We start from the raw sequence: 16,512 nt of genomic DNA on the forward strand, positions 1-16,512 counted from the left end.
AGAATGTTTGAATAAACGAGCAAATGCGAACCGCAAATAGCTGTTTGTCCGATATTGTCCATTTCCCAAGAGATTCTCGATGTCCGTCTATCAGCTTAAGTCACAATTCCAGAATTTACTGAGGCCTGTTGTGGTGCGACTTGCTCGTGCCGGAGTAACGGCCAATCAAGTCACGATAGGCGCGGCGTTGGGGTCGGTCATACTTGGCGCACTGCTTTTCTGGGGCGGCAGCGTGGTCTGGTTCGCGCTGGTGCCGGTCTGGCTTTTCCTGCGCATGGCGCTCAATGCGGTGGACGGAATGCTGGCGCGGGAGCACAACCAGAAGAGTACACTCGGCGCTTATCTGAACGAGGTTGGCGATGTCGTTTCCGATGCGGCACTCTATGCGCCATTCGCCATTATTGCGCCTTTCTCCGGCGCATGGATGTTCGCTATCGTCATGCTAGCAGTTCTGACAGAATTCGTCGGCGTCACAGGCGCTTCACTGGGCGCGAGCAGACGCTATGACGGGCCGATGGGCAAGAGTGACCGTGCGGTGGTCTTCGGCGTTCTTGGCGCATGGATCGCCATTGACGGCGGATTGCCCGGCTGGGCCTTCTGGGTTCAGCCGCTGCTGTGCCTGCTTCTGGCGGTGACAGTCATAAAGCGCGTTCGCGGCGGTCTTGGCGAAGTGGCTTCCAAGGTCTAAGCGCCCGTGCGCTCAAAGCGTTTGAGCACACCCAGCAGCACCAGCGGCACAAATGTCGTAATCACGATGGCGATGAAGGCCATTGCCATGCCCAGCCCAACCGAACCCTGTTCGAACTGACGCCAGATGAAGATGGATATGGTCTGCATGCCGACAGGCGCGACCAGAACCGAGGCGACCAGTTCACGGGTTGCAACGGCAAATACCAGCAGCATGGCGGTGATCAGGCTTGGCGCGATCAGCGGCAGCATGATGCGGCGGAAAGCCGTGAAGCTGTTTGCGCCGCAAACACGGGCGGCGGCTTCCAGATTATCGCCGATCTGGTGAAAGGCAGCGGTTGCATAGCGGATCGGCTGCGGCAGCAGAATGCAGCAATAGGCGAGCAGCAGGATGAGCGGCGTATTATAGGGCGAGATCGGCAGAGACGGCTGGTTCCACGCCAGAATGAGGCCGACCGCCACGACAACGCCGGGCAGGGCGTTGGGCAAAACCGTCAGCACATCGAGCCAGAAGCGGCCACGAAACCGCATCTTCACCACAGTATAGGCGGCGACAGCACCGAGGAACCCGGTCAAAAGCGCGCTGCCAAGACCAAGCGACAGACTGTTGAACAAGGCGCGCATGCCGCCAGCACTGTTTTCGGCTATGGCTGCGAAATTGTCGAAGCCGAGATTTGTGGGCGTCAGTCCGCCGGATACGGTTTTGGACAGCGCCGTTGCGAGGATCGCCAGCAGCGGAACACCGGTGGCCGCAAAAGCGACCAGCGCAAACAGTGCTACCACTGGCGCGGTCATTGCGCCAAGCGCGCGCTTGTCCTTCGATTGCGGCTTGCCGCCCGTCGTCACATAGGAACGGCGGGTCAAAATCCAGCGCTGGATCAGAAAGGCCGCCAGCGATAGGCAGACTAGTGTCAGCGAAAAGACCGAAGCCCCGGCCAGATCAATCGGCCAGTCGGAAATGCGCAGATCGATTTCCGTCACCAGCACTTCAAAGCCCGAGCGGCGTCCAAGCGCTGCGGGCGTGCCATATTCCTCGATTGCTGCGGCGAAAACGAGAAGCAGGCTTGCCGCCAGTCCCGGCGTGGCGAGTGGCAGGGTGATGCGGAAGAAGGACCGCCATGGCGATGCGCCGAAGACGCGGCCCACATCGGAATAGCGTGCCCCGACCGCTTCGATGGTGCGCGATACGGCGAAATAGACCAGCGGGAAGGTGTTGAGCGCCATCACGAAGGTCATGCCTGCGAGCGAGAACAGAAATGGTGCGAGATGAAATCCGGTCAGCTGTTCGAGATAGCCGCGCGGCTGCAAGGTCATGATCCAGCCAAGCGTCGCGATATAGGGTGGGATCATGAAGGGAACGAGCATCAGCACGTCCCAGACGACCGCAAAGGGAACCTTGTAAAGCGCACGAAACACTGCGAGCGGCACGGCGATCAATGCTGACAGCACGACCACGCAAAGGCCGAGCAGCACCGTATTGGCGCTCATGCGCAAAAGCTTCGGATCACCGAACAAGGCCGGAAGATGCAGGAAGGGCTCGGCCAGCGAGCCCTGTCCCAGTTTTGGAAAGACAGCCTGAAGCACGATGAAGACAAAAGGAACGGCCACGACCAGCGCCAGTCCGGCGGTGGCGACAAGTCCGAGCGGGTTTGCGCCAGCGCTGCTATTTGTCTTCATGACGATGCTTCTTAATTGCCGGCTGCGAAAATCGCGCCGAATTCCTTCAGCGTTTCAGTGCGCTTGCCATAGACTTCCTTGGCGTCGATGGTCAGGACCTTGAGGTCATTGATCAGCGGACGATTGGCAGGGATGTCGGTGCGCGATGGCATCAGATAGGTTGCAGCAACCAGTTTCTGGCCTTCGTCGGACAGCATGTAATCGATGAACTGCTTGGCTTCGTCCTGGTTCTTCGACCATTTCAGGATCATGGCCGGGCGCGGCGCAACAACCGTGCCGGAAGCCGGGAAGATCACATCGATCGATTCACCCTTGGCCTTGCCCGCAAGCGAGATGTAATCGACCGCGCCGAATACGGCAGCCTTGGCGCCCTGAAGCACCGGGTTCAGCGCTTCGGCATTGGCGCCAGCAACGGTTGCACCATTGGCGCGCAGGTTCTTGAACAGATCCCAGCCCTGCGTTGACTGAAGCGCGGCGACCAGCTCAAAGCTTGCGCCCGACTGTGCCGGATCGGGCAGGTTCACCAGATCCTTATATTCAGGCTTGGCAAGATCGGCCCATTCGGTCGGCTTCGGGGTCTTGCTGGCCGGGTTCCATGCGATACCAAGCGCCGAAACGCCCTGTGCGACGGCGGTTTCGTTCTTGAGGAAATCCGGCACTTTTTCGGCATTGGGGCTGGTATAGGCCACCAGCCAGTCGCGCTTGGCGAAATCCGTCGCCGTGTCCCAGGAAGCGGAGATCAGCACGTCCACCACCGGATTGGCGGCTTCGGCCTCGATGCGGGCCATGATCTTGCCGGTCGTTGCCTGGAAGACATTGACCTTCGCACCGGTCTTGGCGGTAAAGCCCGTGGCGAGCTTTTCAATCAGGCTGCCGGGACCGGCGGAATAAACGGTGATATCGGCATAAGCCGCCGTGCTCGCGAAGAGTGCGGTCATGAGCGCAAAGCCTGCCGCGACTTTGGCACCGAGGATCGATTTCTTCATCTGTAGCTCCTGAGATGTTGCCTGTAGTGGTCTTACTTCGAGAACCAGCGCAGCTGGCCCGGATCAATGGCGATGCCGACGGGAACACCCGGCGACAGGCGAATACCGTCGAGATAGGTCAGTTCATGTCCGGCATCTTCCACGCCGATCCGAACCGTCGTCAGATGTCCGTCGCCGCGAAACTGGCTGCGCAAGACGGTGGCGGGGATCGCCTGGTCATTGAGCGGCACGCTGCGCACCGACCGCGATGGCAAAAGCACATGTGTGGCCGCATTCTGGGCTGCATCCGCTCCCGTATTGTGCGCGATGCGGATATCGGTGCGGGTGATGCGATAGGCGTCGTTATGATGTTCGACCGGCACGACACATCCCAAACGCAGAAAGTCTGCGACCTCAGGCGTCTTCGGCTGGGCAACCAGCTGCTCGGGCGCAGCCAACTGCTCGATCACACCGCCGCGCATGACGGCAACCTGATCGGCCAGCGAAAAAGCCTCGCTCTGGTCGTGAGTGACATAGATGGCCGTCAGGCCGAGATTGGAAACCAGCTGGCCAATTTCCGTGACCATGTTTTCGCGCAATTCGCGGTCGAGATTGGACAGAGGTTCGTCGAACAGAACCAGTCCCGGCTCCGCGACGATGGCGCGGGCAATCGCTACACGCTGCTGCTGCCCGCCGGACATGTCACTGATGGAGCGATTGCCAAAGCCCGAAAGGCCCACACGATCCAGCGCGGCGGCGACGCGTTTTTCACGGTCGGCGCGATTAATGCCGCGCATTTCAAGCGGAAAGGAGACATTACCGAAGACCGTCATATGAGGCCAGAGCGCATAATCCTGAAACACCATGCCGAGATGGCGCTTTTCCGGCGGAATGAAGCTGCGGCTGTCGGCATCCGCAACGGTGACGCCATTGATGGTGACAGAGCCCTTGGTCGGTTCGAGCAGACCTGCAACGAGACGCAGAAGCGTCGTCTTTCCGCAACCGGACGGCCCGAGCAACGCAAGGGTCTGGCCCTTGGGAAGCGAGAGGCTGATGTCGTTCAGAATGGTCGCCGGACCATAGGCGAGGCTGAGGCCAGCTGTCTGAACGGCGATATCTGCGGATACTGGATGGCTGTTTAACATCTGCCTGCAATCTGAACGGTTTCGCCGCTTCTATTCGGATTGCATGACGTGTGTATGACAGGAAGTTGACAGAAAATCGGGCCTGTGGCCGACCGGAATTGCCAGAATTATTCGCCGGGTAAAAGCCTGAAATGGCCCATCGAAGTTAGCCGGATCAGGAGACCTTACCGGGGCGCGACGTGGCGCGCGAGAAAGCGATCCATCTCTTTTTGCAACGGGGCTTTGCCGGTGAAGGCCGCCACATAATGCGGAATGCGCGCCAGTCTCAACGCGGTGTCTTCCTGCGTGCGCATCGAGATATAGCCGATCTGCACCAGATAAAGCGTGCGGGCGCGAACATCGGCAACCACCGGCTCAAAACCAAACCGCTCGAACAGATGTGCCAGACCGGTCAGACGGCTCGCATCGGCGGCGCGCACTTCCTCTTCCACCTGCACCGATTGCAGCGCCCAGCTGCGCACTGCAAATTCGAAAGCTGGATCAAAGATATCCCGGTCGAGCCAGCAGTCGAAAACATTGAGAACCGCTTCCTCAAGCGTCTCTGCATAGGCTTCCGTCTGCTTGAGAAGCGCGCCGGTGTTCTTGTCGCGCCAGCGGCTGACCAGCGCATCGAGCAGCTCTTCGCGGTCCTTGAAGAACCAGTAGAAACTGGTGCGTGACAGATCGAGCCGCTTGGCCAGCGGCAAAATGCGCACGGCCTCCACGCCGCTTTCGATCAGCGCATCATAAGCCGCTTCAAGCCAAAGGTCGGGCGATCCGCGCCATCCTGTTTCGTTTGTCACCGGTTGTTCCATGGTGTCAGTTCTACCAGACAGTCGGCATTTGGCAAGAAGACTAAACAGCTTTGTACGGCAAGATGGCACTTATGATTATTAAATTGACAGTCATGTACATTTCTAGCTAGCCTTGCCGAAAACAACAAATGGGAACGATCGAAATGTCAGCCGATCCGCTGTTGCAGCCGCTTACCATCAAGCATCTGACGCTTCGTAACCGCATCATGCTCACCTCGCATGAGCCAGCCTATGCCGATGACGGCATGCCGAAGGAGCGCTATCGCGCCTATCACGTCGAGCGGGCCAAGGCCGGTATCGCACTGACGATGACCGCGGGCTCCGCCTCGGTGTCGAAGGACAGTCCACCTGCTTTCAACAATGTGCTGGCATACAAGGACGAGGTTGTGCCCTGGTTGCGAATGTTGGCCGACGAATGCCATGAGCACGGCGCGGCGGTGATGATCCAGCTTACCCATCTCGGTCGCCGCACCCGTTGGGACAAGGGCGACTGGCTGCCCTCCGTCTCGTCAACGGCAAAGCACGAACCGGCCCATCGCGCTTACCCCAAGCGGGCCGAGGAGTGGGATATCGAGCGTATCATCCGCGATTATGCCGATGCGGCGGAGCGAATGAAAGCTGCCGGTCTCGACGGTCTGGAACTGGAGGCCTATGGCCACCTGCTCGACCAGTTCTGGTCGCCGCTGACCAATGAGCTTGATGGAGATTACGGCGGTTCGCTCGACAACCGGCTGCGGTTTTCCTTTCAGGTTTTGAGCGCCATTCGCGAGCGGGTCGGCCCGGATTTTCTGGTCGGCATCCGTTATGTCGCCGATGAGACGTTGGAAGGCGGCCTGACGCGCGCGGATGGGCTGGAGATTTCCCGCAGGCTGAAGGACAGCGGTCTGGTCGATTTTCTCAATGTCATTCGCGGCCATATTGAAACCGATGCCGGTCTGACCGACGTCATTCCCATTCAGGGCATGCCGAGTGCGCCGCATCTGGATTTCGCGGGCGAAATCCGGTCCAGCACCGGAATGGCGACGTTCCATGCCTCCAAGATTCAGGATGTGGCAACAGCGCGTCATGCCATCGCATCCGGCAAGCTCGACATGGTCGGTATGACGCGGGCCCATATGACTGATCCGCATATCGTGCGCAAAATCCTTGAAAGGCGGGAAGAGGAAATCCGCCCCTGTGTCGGCGCGAATTACTGCCTCGACCGGATTTATCAGGGCGGTGCAGCCTATTGCATCCATAATCCCGCCACGGGTCGCGAGATTTCCATGCCGCATGTGGTCACCAAGGCTGAACAAAGCCGTCGCATCGTGGTGGTCGGTGCTGGTCCTGCCGGGCTGGAAGTCGCGCGCGTCAGCGCCGAGCGCGGCCATAAGGTTGTGGTCTTCGAGGCGGCGAGCCAGCCGGGCGGTCAGGTGCGGCTGACAGCGCAAAGCCCGCGCCGTCGCGAGATGATGGGTGTCATCGACTGGCGCATGGCGCAGTGCGAAAAACTTGGCGTCGATTTTCGCTTCAATGCCTGGGCCGAGGCCGACACGGTAACGGCGGAAGCGCCGGATGTGGCGATCATCGCGACCGGCGGCATGCCGGAAATGAGCCTGCTTGGTGCGGGCAACGAGCTTGCCGTTTCCGCCTGGGATATCATTTCCGGCGATGTGCGCCCGGGAACCAATGCGCTGGTCTTTGACGAGGCTGGGGATCATGCCGGGCTACAGGCGGCGGAATTTATCGCCAATGCGGGCGGCAAGGTCGAGATCATGACCGCCGACCGCACATTCGCACCGGAAGTTATGGGGATGAATCTCGTGCCCTATATGCGCAGCCTGCAAAAGAAGGACGTCACCTTCACTGTCGGCTATCGTCTGGAAGGCATTCACCGCGACGGCAACCGGCTAATTGCGCGGATTGGCAGCGATTATGGCGTGCCCGTCAGCGAGCGCGAGTTTGACCAGATCGTCATCAATGACGGTACAAGGCCGATGGATGCGCTGTATTTCGAGCTGAAGCCCCAGTCCCGCAACCTCGGCGCGGTGGATTATGACGCCCTGATCGAGGGGCGCAGGCAGGCCGTTGTCAGAAATGAGCAAGGCGCTTTCGAGCTTTACCGGATTGGCGATGCCGTTGCGGCCCGTAACACCCATGCGGCCATTTATGACGGGTTGCGGCTGGGCAAGGATCTGTAGTCAGAGGCATGACCTCATAACTAAGAGTTATGAAGTCGTAGACATTTTTTGCCTTTGTAATCTTTCCAGCGGTCACTATCGTGATGAAGATAAAGGGAACGTCGGCGGCATAATAAATAATCAAGGTTCCGCCAGAACGAGCATAGATCCAGCGTGTCTTGCAGGCATTTCCGGCCCGCATCCGCGTAAAGATGGGACTGTCGCGATGAATGATAAAAAAGGGGAGTGCGGTTATTGAACGCAATGCGACCGACTTTGGTGTCAGGGTCTGCTGGCGTGGAAAATGCGCCTGCCTCCGTATCGAAACTCATACGCCTTGAGGGGTTGAGCAAGCATTTCGGGGCGCATCTCGTCCTTGAGAATATCGATCTGGAAGTTGCGCAAGGCGAAGTGCTGGCAATCATCGGTCCCAGCGGCTCGGGCAAGAGCACGCTTCTGCGCTGCATCAATTATCTGGAAAGGCCGGATGGCGGTCTCCTGACGGTCGGCAAGGTGAAGCTCGACGCCACTCAGGCGCCGCGTACTGCGCAGCTGAAGGAATTGCGCAATACGGTTGGCATGGTGTTCCAGTCGTTCAATCTGTTCCCGCATATGAGCGTTTTGCGCAATGTCAGCCTGCCGCAGGAACGTGTTCTGGGCCGCAGCCGGGCGGAAGCGGAGGAGCGTGCGATCCAGCTCCTCGAACGCGTCGGTCTTGCTGACAAGGCGACACAATATCCAGGCCGCTGCTCCGGCGGTCAGCAGCAGCGCATCGCCATCGCGCGCTCGCTGGCGCTCAATCCGCAGGTGATGCTGTTCGACGAGCCGACCTCGGCGCTTGATCCTGAACTGGGGCTCGAAGTGCTTGCCGTCATGCGCGAGCTTGCCGAAAGCGGCATGACCATGCTCGTGGTCACCCATGAAATGGGCTTCGCGGAAAATGTCTCCGATACGGTCATGATCATGGCCGATGGGCGCATCATCGAGAAGGGCGCATCGAAGGATGTCATGCGCAATCCGCAAGAGGAACGCACGAAGCGGTTTCTTCGTGCGGTGCATGACCGATGACAGCGGACAATGTTCTCCTCATCCTGAGCGGCCTGCCATGGACCATAGCGCTGACGCTGGGTTCCTTCGCAATTGGCTGCATTCTTGGCGTCCCGCTTCTCGCCGCACGTCAGGCGCGTCTCGCGCCGGTACGGTGGATCGCTGCTGTGCTGATCCAGATCGTGCGCGCCCTGCCGCCGATCCTCTGGCTGTTCATCATCTTCTTCGGCATTGGCATGGGCATTATGCCGATCAATCCTTTCATTGCTGCGCTGATCGGTCTGGGGCTGATCGCATCGGCCAATATGGCTGAAATCTATCGCGGCGCGCTGGCCTCCCTTCACCATGGCCAGTGGGAAGCCGCGACGGCGCTGAATTTCGGCACGCGCCACACGCTGGTCGATGTGGTCGCGCCGCAAGCCTTTCGCGTCGCGCTGCCATCGGCGGCGAGCTATCTGATCGGGCTGATGAAGGAAACCGCCGTTGCCTCGACCATCGGTGTCGCGGATCTCGCCTTCAGGGGCAATCAGGTGTCGCAGCTTACCTTCAAGGGCATCGAGGTCTTCGCGCTGGTCGGCCTCTTCTACATCTTCCTGAGCCTCCCCGTCGCGTGGCTGTCGCGCTCTGCCGACAGCTATCTGAGAGCAAAGGTGGCGCGCTGATGTTCCCGACCTCTGAAGAATTCTACGAATGGATGCCCGCGCTGCTCGGCGGGTTGCAAGTCAGCTTGCAGGTGGCGGCGCTGAGCCTCGCCATCGGCATTCCGCTCGGGCTGTTGCTGGCGCTGGGCGTCGGTGCAAAATCGCGCTTCAATCGCTATCTGAGCCTGTTTCTGGTTGAAATCGGGCGCGGGGCTCCGGCGCTGGTGCTGTTGCAGTTCATGTATTTCGGCCTGCCTGCGACCGGTCTGACGATGACCTCGTTTTCGGCTGCCGTGGTGGCACTGGCCTGGAATACGGGGGCTTACACGAGCGAGATCATCCGCGCGAGCTTGCAATCGATCCATCACGGCCAGCGCGAGGCGGCGCAGGCGATGGGCTTCAATGCGCTTGACGAACTGCGCTTCGTCCTGCTGCCGCAGGCTCTGCGCGTGGCGCTTCCAGCGCTACTGGGCTTCGCGATCCTGATTTTTCAGGGTACGTCGCTCTGCTTCACGATCGCCCTGCCGGAACTCGTCAGCAATGCCTACGAAATCGGGTCCAACACATTCCGCTATATGCCTGCCTTGCTGCTGGCCGGATTGCTCTATGCCACGATCTGCATTCCGGCGGCATGGATCGTTTCCTATGTGGAGAAGCGCTCATCCGCTTACGCCACCCGATAAAACCCAACGCAACAATAAATGCCCACAACAATAAAGGGGAGTAGCAGATGAAAAATGGGATGATACGTAAAGGTGTTCTCGGCGCCGCATTGCTTATGGGCCTGTCTTCGGCAGCGTTCGCAGAGGATTGCAAGCCGAAGCATGAGTTCAAGACCATCACGCCGGGCACGCTGACGATTGCCGTCACCACCTATGCACCGCATTCCTTCATGGATGAAAGCGGCAAGCTGAAGGGTCTGGATGGCGATATCGCAACCGAATTCGCCAAGCGTGAATGCCTGACCGTCAAGCCGGTCGCCGTCGATCCGGCTGCGGCCATCCAGTATGTGCTGGCGGGGCAGGCCGATATCACCACCGGCGACTGGTATCGCACCGCCGAGCGCGCCAAGGTGATGAACCTTTCCTATCCGCTCTATAAGGACCAGATGGGGCTTTATTCCAAGGATGGCGCCAAGACTGTCGAGGAACTGGTCGGCAAGAATGTCGGCACCGTTCAGGGCTATCTCTGGGTCACCGATGCCAAGAAGCTGCTGGGTGCGAAACTGCGCCTGTATCCGAACTCCGTGAACATGCATCAGGATCTTGCATCCGGGCGCATCGACATCGGCATCGATGGCTATTCAACCGGCGCTTATGCGGCCAAGAATGGTACGCTCAAGGATATCAAGGTCGAGGTTGCGCAGCCCGATCCGCGCATCCGCGCCACCAAGGAAGCAGCGCAGGCAAGCCTGCCTTATGCCAAGAGCGCGACGGACTTCGGTGCTGCACTCGACGCCAATATCGAGGAAATGCACAAGGACGGCACGATTGCCAAAATCCTGAAGTCCTACGGTCTCGATGAAAGCGCCGGTGACACTGGTGCGCCGAAGCTCATCGAGTAATCTCATCATCACGACAGGATGCGGTGGCTGACCGCCGCATCCGCAACAACCTGCATTTTGGCATATTGCGGAGGTGCCGCCATGGCGCTCGATCATTATTTCCTTCTCGGTCGTTCCGGTCTTCGTGTCAGCCGTCTGGCGCTCGGCACGATGACATTCGGCAATGCCGGGATCAGAGGGATCGGCGGGTCGTGGGGCACCGACGAGGGCAATGCGCGGGCCATTTTCGACCGCTATCTGGAAGCGGGCGGTAATTTCATCGACACGGCGGATTCCTATGGCGCGGGTCTCAGCGAGACATTGGTCGGCAAGTTTGTCGAGGAAGCGGGCGCGCGCGATCGTGTGGTGATTGCAACCAAATATTCGAACAATCTGCATCCGGGCAATCCCAATGCCGGCGGCAATGGCCGCAAGAATATGATGCGGGCGGTCGACCAGTCGCTGAAACGGCTGAAGACCGATTATATCGACCTCTATATGGTGCATACCTGGGACGGAATGACCCCTGTGGAAGAGGTCATGCGCGGCTTCGATGATTTGATCCGTGCGGGTAAAATCCGCTATTGCGGCCTTTCCGACGTGCCTGCCTGGTATGCGGCGCGGGCGCAAACCTGGGCGGAAGCGCATGCGCTTTCGCAGCCGATCAGCCTTCAACTGCCCTATTCGCTGGTCGAGCGCAGCATCGAGCAGGAATTCGTGCCGCTCGGTCAAAATCTTGGCCTTGGCATCACGGCATGGAGCCCGCTGGCCATGGGGCTTCTGTCGGGCAAATATCGCGCGGGCGGCGAAGGCCGCCTGAACCGCGACAATGCCGAAGGGCTGGGGCTGTTCACCGAACGCAACAGCCGCATCGTCACGGCGTTGGCCGAGGTTGCAGATGCTGTGGGCAAGCCGATGGCGCAGGTCGCCCTCAACTGGGTGGTGACACAGCCCGGCATTGCGGCGGCCATTATCGGTGCAAGCAAGCTTGCGCAGTTAGACGATAATCTGGGCGCGCTCGGATTTACAATTCCGGATGAGTTGCGTGCCAGACTGGAGGCCGCAAGCGCCCTTCAGCCCACTTATCCCTATTCGCTTTTCGCGCCGGATTATCAGGCGGGCATTCTCAACACCGGCGTTTCGATCGGTGACAAGCCTGCCGGTTATCAGCACCCGCATTTCGTGCCGAAGGTCGGTGAATACGCTTTCGGCAAGCCTCCCAAGAACGAATGATCAGCCTTAAGGAACCACCATGAACGACATGCCCGCGAAGGTACGCTCCGTCGCCGCCGTCGAACCAACCATTTTTGTCCTCACGCTCGATTGCGATGACAAGCCCGGCATCGTGGCGGCCATCACCACGGAACTGGCGGCCATCGGTGGCAATATCGTGGAAAGCAATCAGTTTCGCGACAGGCTGACCAACCGCTTTTTCATGCGCATTGCTTTCAGCGCGCCGCTTGGCATGTCGCGTGAGGCGGTCGAGCACGCACTGAAACCGGCAGGCGAGCGGTTCGGCATGAAATTCGCGGTGGCCGATGCCAGCCGCAAGCCGAAGATCGTGCTCATGGTGTCCAAATTCGATCACGCCATGCTGCATCTTCTCTATCAGATCCGTGTTGGCTGGCTGAATGCCGAGGTTGTCGCCATCGTCTCCAATCATGAAGACAGCCGCGAGACGGCGGAAAGTGCGGGCGTTCCCTATCATGCCTGGGGCGTGAACAAGGAAAACAAGGCCGAGCAGGAGGCCCGCCTGATTGATCTGGTGCGCGAGACGCAGGCCGATCTGGTGGTCCTCGCACGCTATATGCAGGTGCTATCGGATAATCTGTCCAACCGCCTGTTCGGCAAGATTATCAACATCCACCATTCGTTCCTGCCATCCTTCAAGGGTGCAAAGCCCTATCATCAGGCGTTCGAGCGCGGCGTGAAGCTGATCGGTGCAACGGCGCATTATGTGACGCCGGACCTCGACGAAGGCCCGATCATCGAGCAGGAAACCGAGCGCGTCACGCATTCCATGAGCGCGGAAGATTTTGTCGCCACCGGGCGCGATATCGAAAGCCGGGTTCTTGCGCGGGCGGTGAAGATGCATCTGGAAAACCGCGTCATGCTCAATGGGCATAAGACGGTGGTTTTCGCGCAATAGGCCGAGGGCCTATATATCCAGTTCCGCGTCTGCGCCCTGTTCGAGAAGCCAGTCGCGGAACAGTTCAGCCCCCCGCTTTGGCGGGCGTTGAGCGGGCATGACCAGATGGATCGTATCGCCGGACCGATGAAAAATATGCGTGGCGGGCACAAGCCGTCCGGCCACGATATGATCATGGACGAGGTGTTTCCAGCCAAGCGCCACGCCTTGCCCCTGCACCGCAGCCTCGATGGAGCTGAGCGCGTCGGTGAAGACGAAATCCTGTTCAATGCGCGGGTTCTGCACGCCGGAACGTTCCAGCCATTCGCGCCAGCCAAGCCGCGAACGGTGGCGCTCCTCAAAATGCAGCAGCGTGTGGTTCAGAAGATCGCTCGCTTCCTCGATCTGTCCGCGCTCCTTGAGATATGAGGGGCTGCAAACCGGCCAGACTTCCTCCGTCACGAAGGGCCAGGCGAGGATGCCCGGCCATTTGCCTCTCCCCAGACGCGCCGAAACGTCGATATCTTCTTCGAGCAGATCCTGATCGTCGCGGCTGCTTTCTTCGATGCGCAGCGCCACATCCGGATGCTTTTCCTTGAACCCTTTCAGGCGTGGCAAAAGCCACAGCTGCACGAAGGATGCCGAGAACGACACGCGGATGATATCGCGCGAGTGTTTCTTGCGCATGGACGAGATGACCATGTGCAGATGGTCGAATGCTTCCTGCGTTTCGCGATAAAGCCGCTGGCCTTCCGCCGTCAGTTCCAGACGGCTGCGCTCGCGTCGGAAAAGCTTCAATCCGGTGGCTTCTTCCAGAAGCTTGATCGTCTTGCTCACCGCTGGCTGGCTGACATTCAGCTCTTCCGCTGCCGCGGTAAAGCTCAGCCGTCGGGCCGCCGCCTCAAACACGAAGAGGTAATTGGCCGAGGGGATGAGCGAACGGAGTCTATGCATAATCTGAAGTTATATCTTCGCGGATTTTTTATCAAGCTCACAGGGCGCAGAACCCTCTGTAATGTAACGCACAAAGGAGCCCGTATTGTCGCTGGGAGCGACGCTTCGGCAATCTCCAAATCATATATTGGAAGGGAACTTAGAATGCAGACTCATGCGCGCGCGGTTGTCATCGGGGGAGGTTGCGTCGGTGCCTCCATTCTTTACGGTCTGGCCAAGCGGGGCTGGTCGGATGTCGTTCTTCTGGAACGCACGCAGCTCACCGCCGGTTCCACATGGCACGCGGCAGGCCTGATCCCGTCCTATGCGCGCAGCATCAATATCGGCCGCATGATCAACAAATCCATCGAGATTTATGAAGGTCTGGAAGCCGAGACCGGCCAGCATGTCGGCTGGCACAAATGCGGCCAGCTGCGCATCGCCAATACGCGCGACCGGCTGGACGAGTACAAGAGCTATATGAGCGTCGCCGAAGTGCAGGGCCTGCGCGCCGAGCTGGTTTCCCCGGCACGCGCCCGTGAATTGTGGCCGCTGCTTGAGAACAATCATGACATGCTGGGCGCGCTTTATCACCCGGATGACGGTCATATCGCGCCTGCCGATGTCACCATGGCGCTGGCCAAGGGCGCACGCGACAGAGGCGCGAAGATTCATCTTAACACGCAGGTCAACGGTTTCGAGCGTCTGCCAAGCGGCGAGTGGAAGGTGAAGACCAATCAGGGCGACATCATCTGCGAGCATATCATCTCGGCCACGGGTAATTATGCCCGCCAGACCGGGGCGATGCTCGGCCTCGACATTCCGGCGATCCCGATTATCCATCAATACTGGATCACCGATGCAGTGCCGGAAGTGATCGAGCGCAAGCGTCAGGGCCTGCCGGAAATGCCAATCCTGCGCGATGAGGGCTTTGAGGGCTATCTGCGCGAGGAAGGCGATGGGCTGATGTTCGGCCCTTATGAGAAGACGGAACATCTGAAGCTCTTTGCTGAAAACGGCGTGCCGGAATGGTTCGGCGCCGATCTTCTGGAAGAGGATTTCGATTCCGTTTCGTGGAACTGGGAACAGGCCATCGAGATGGTTCCCGCACTCGGTCGCGTCGGCATCAAGGCCAATGTGCGCGGGCCGTTCCAGATGACGGCGGATGAACTGCCGCTGGTCGGTCCGGCCTGGGGGCTGGACAATGTCTGGCTGGCCGAAGGCGTTCCGGGCGGCATCCTGTGGGGCGGCGCTATCGGCTATTACCTCTCGGAGCGTATTGTGGAGGGCGGCAACAGTATCGACACATCCGAACTCGATCCGCGTCGTTTTGGCGATTACGCCAACAAGAACTGGACCCGCGAGAAGGTGCGCGAATCCTGGGGCACCCATGCCGAGCAGCATTATCCGGGACAGGACATGCCTGCTGCCCGCCCGCAGAAAACCGCGCCATCCTATGACCGCCTGACGGAATTGGGTGCTGTCTGGGGTTGCCTCAATGGTTGGGAAATGCCGAACTGGTTCGCGCCTAAGGGCGTCGAGGCCAAGGATCAGTACAGCTGGCGCTGGACGGAAAAGGGCAAATATGTCGGCGAGGAAGTCGAAGCGATCCGCAATGCGGTCGGCCTCGTCGAAATGACGCCGATGACCAAATTCGAGGTCAGCGGTCCCGGTGCCGAAGCGTGGCTCGACGGCATTCTCGCCAATCGCCTGCCGAAAATCGGCCGCGTCAACCTTGCACATCACCTGACCAAGAAGGGCGGCGTGCAGGCGGAATATGTGGTGTCGCGTCTCGATGACGGCACTTTCTATATGATCTCCACCCCGCGCGCCGAACGCTGGAATTTCGACGATCTGTCGAAGCTGCTGCCGAAGGACGGCAGCGTTACCCTGCGCAATGTGACCAATGATCGGGGTTGCTTCACCATCGTCGGGCCGAAGGCGCGTGACGTGTTGCAGTCGCTTACCGAAATCGATCTGTCGAACGAGGCGTTCCCGTGGTTCGGCATCAAGTCTGGAACGGTCGGCCTTGCCAGCGATGTGCGCCTGCTGCGCGTCAATTATGAAGGCGAACTGGGCTGGGAGCTTTATCATCCGCTGGCCTATCAGCGGCATCTGCTGGAAGCCCTGCTCGCATCCGGCAAGGAGCACGGCCTGCGTCTCATCGGCCTGCATGCGCTGGAATCGCTGCGCCTCGACAAGTCCTATCGCGCCATGTACCGCGACATGAACACCGAGCTGAGCGCCTGGGAAAGCGGCCTCGAACGCTTCATCCGTCTCGACAAGGGCGATTTCATCGGCAAGCAGGCGCTGGTTGAGGAAAAGGAACGCGGCATCAAGCGCCGCTCTGTCACGCTTGCGGTTGAAACCGATGGCGCCAGCACGCTGACCTGCGAGGGTGTCTACCATGATGGCAAGCTGGTGGGTCGCGTCACTTCGGGCAGCTATTCCTACACGTTCGGGCACGATATCGCGCTGGCGCTGCTGCCGGTCGAGTTAGGCGTGCCGGGCACGGAACTGGAAATCCCGGTTCTGGGTGAGATGCGCAAGGCCCGTGTGATCGAGGAATCACCATATGATCCGGAAGCCAAGCGCGCGCGCCTCTGATCGTCCGTCCAATAGTTAGTGCGAATCGGCTCCGATATATCGTTACGGCGATCCGGTTCGCTGCAAGGAAAGGTTAGCCTCATGAAGGCAGTTGTCGCAGTAAAACGTGTCGTCGATTACAACGTAAAGATCCGTGTCAAGGGCGACGGATCTGGCGTTGAGCTTTCGAATGTGAAGATGTCGATG

Annotated in this window: 14 protein-coding genes and 1 pseudogene; 10 read left to right on the plus strand and 5 right to left on the minus strand. The window is 59.5% G+C overall.

Annotated elements, in window-relative coordinates:
- Window positions 1-79: 79 nt before the first annotated feature.
- The gene (locus tag FHW03_RS15200; RefSeq protein WP_182521378.1) at window positions 80-688 is read left to right on the plus strand and encodes a CDP-alcohol phosphatidyltransferase family protein; all 609 of its coding nucleotides are present in this window, start codon (window positions 80-82) and stop codon (window positions 686-688) included.
- Here FHW03_RS15200 and FHW03_RS15205 read toward each other — a convergent pair.
- From FHW03_RS15205 to FHW03_RS15220, 4 genes are all read right to left on the minus strand, one after another.
- Window positions 685-2,364: an iron ABC transporter permease gene (locus tag FHW03_RS15205; protein WP_182521379.1), complete on the minus strand. Its 1,680-nt coding sequence runs from the start codon at window positions 2,362-2,364 to the stop codon at window positions 685-687. The genes FHW03_RS15200 and FHW03_RS15205 overlap by 4 nt on opposite strands.
- A gap of 11 nt (window positions 2,365-2,375) precedes the next feature.
- Window positions 2,376-3,350, minus strand: a complete 975-nt coding sequence (locus FHW03_RS15210; RefSeq protein WP_182521380.1) for an ABC transporter substrate-binding protein — start codon at window positions 3,348-3,350, stop codon at window positions 2,376-2,378.
- Between the two features lie 32 nt (window positions 3,351-3,382).
- Window positions 3,383-4,474 carry an ABC transporter ATP-binding protein gene (locus FHW03_RS15215; protein WP_182521381.1) on the minus strand — a complete coding sequence of 364 codons (1,092 nt, stop codon included), beginning with the start codon at window positions 4,472-4,474 and terminating at the stop codon, window positions 3,383-3,385.
- A 164-nt stretch (window positions 4,475-4,638) separates the two neighbouring features.
- Window positions 4,639-5,268 (minus strand): TetR/AcrR family transcriptional regulator, encoded by a 630-nt coding sequence (locus tag FHW03_RS15220; protein ID WP_182521382.1) that lies wholly within the window; start codon window positions 5,266-5,268, stop codon window positions 4,639-4,641.
- A 143-nt stretch (window positions 5,269-5,411) separates the two neighbouring features.
- Between FHW03_RS15220 and FHW03_RS15225 the strand changes: the two genes are divergently transcribed.
- The 7 genes from FHW03_RS15225 to purU all read left to right on the plus strand — a co-directional run bounded on the left by FHW03_RS15225 (window position 5,412) and on the right by purU (window position 12,807).
- Window positions 5,412-7,448: an NADH:flavin oxidoreductase gene (locus FHW03_RS15225; RefSeq protein WP_182521408.1), complete on the plus strand. Its 2,037-nt coding sequence runs from the start codon at window positions 5,412-5,414 to the stop codon at window positions 7,446-7,448.
- Between the two features lie 243 nt (window positions 7,449-7,691).
- Window positions 7,692-8,495: an amino acid ABC transporter ATP-binding protein gene (locus tag FHW03_RS15230; protein ID WP_377514927.1), complete on the plus strand. Its 804-nt coding sequence runs from the start codon at window positions 7,692-7,694 to the stop codon at window positions 8,493-8,495.
- Window positions 8,492-9,136: an amino acid ABC transporter permease gene (locus FHW03_RS15235; RefSeq protein ID WP_182521383.1), complete on the plus strand. Its 645-nt coding sequence runs from the start codon at window positions 8,492-8,494 to the stop codon at window positions 9,134-9,136. The genes FHW03_RS15230 and FHW03_RS15235 overlap by 4 nt, the downstream gene beginning before the upstream one ends.
- A complete protein-coding gene (locus tag FHW03_RS15240; protein WP_182521384.1) occupies window positions 9,136-9,798 on the plus strand; it encodes an amino acid ABC transporter permease in 663 nt (220 codons plus the stop codon). The genes FHW03_RS15235 and FHW03_RS15240 overlap by 1 nt, the downstream gene beginning before the upstream one ends.
- 59 nt (window positions 9,799-9,857) lie before the next feature.
- Entirely contained in the window at window positions 9,858-10,679 is an 822-nt protein-coding gene (locus tag FHW03_RS15245; RefSeq protein ID WP_377514930.1) for a transporter substrate-binding domain-containing protein, read from the plus strand.
- A gap of 81 nt (window positions 10,680-10,760) precedes the next feature.
- Complete coding sequence (locus tag FHW03_RS15250) at window positions 10,761-11,891, plus strand: aldo/keto reductase (protein WP_182521386.1); 1,131 nt, start codon at window positions 10,761-10,763, stop codon at window positions 11,889-11,891.
- Between the two features lie 19 nt (window positions 11,892-11,910).
- On the plus strand, window positions 11,911-12,807 hold the full coding sequence (gene purU / locus FHW03_RS15255) for a formyltetrahydrofolate deformylase (RefSeq protein WP_182521387.1): 897 nt from the start codon (window positions 11,911-11,913) through the stop codon (window positions 12,805-12,807).
- 9 nt (window positions 12,808-12,816) lie between these two features.
- Here purU and FHW03_RS15260 read toward each other — a convergent pair whose 3' ends face one another.
- On the minus strand, window positions 12,817-13,740 hold the full coding sequence (locus FHW03_RS15260) for a LysR substrate-binding domain-containing protein (RefSeq protein ID WP_182521388.1): 924 nt from the start codon (window positions 13,738-13,740) through the stop codon (window positions 12,817-12,819).
- 144 nt (window positions 13,741-13,884) lie between these two features.
- On the opposite strand from FHW03_RS15260, the gene FHW03_RS15265 reads away from it, so the two are divergent.
- Both FHW03_RS15265 and FHW03_RS15270 read left to right on the plus strand, forming a co-directional pair.
- The gene (locus FHW03_RS15265) at window positions 13,885-16,326 is read left to right on the plus strand and encodes an FAD-dependent oxidoreductase (RefSeq protein WP_182521389.1); all 2,442 of its coding nucleotides are present in this window, start codon (window positions 13,885-13,887) and stop codon (window positions 16,324-16,326) included.
- Between the two features lie 81 nt (window positions 16,327-16,407).
- Window positions 16,408-16,512 (plus strand): annotated as a pseudogene (locus FHW03_RS15270) (electron transfer flavoprotein subunit beta/FixA family protein); the annotation flags it as partial.

Source organism: Ochrobactrum sp. RH2CCR150 (assembly GCA_014138095.1).
GTDB classification, from domain to species: Bacteria; Pseudomonadota; Alphaproteobacteria; order Rhizobiales; family Rhizobiaceae; genus Brucella; species Brucella gambitense.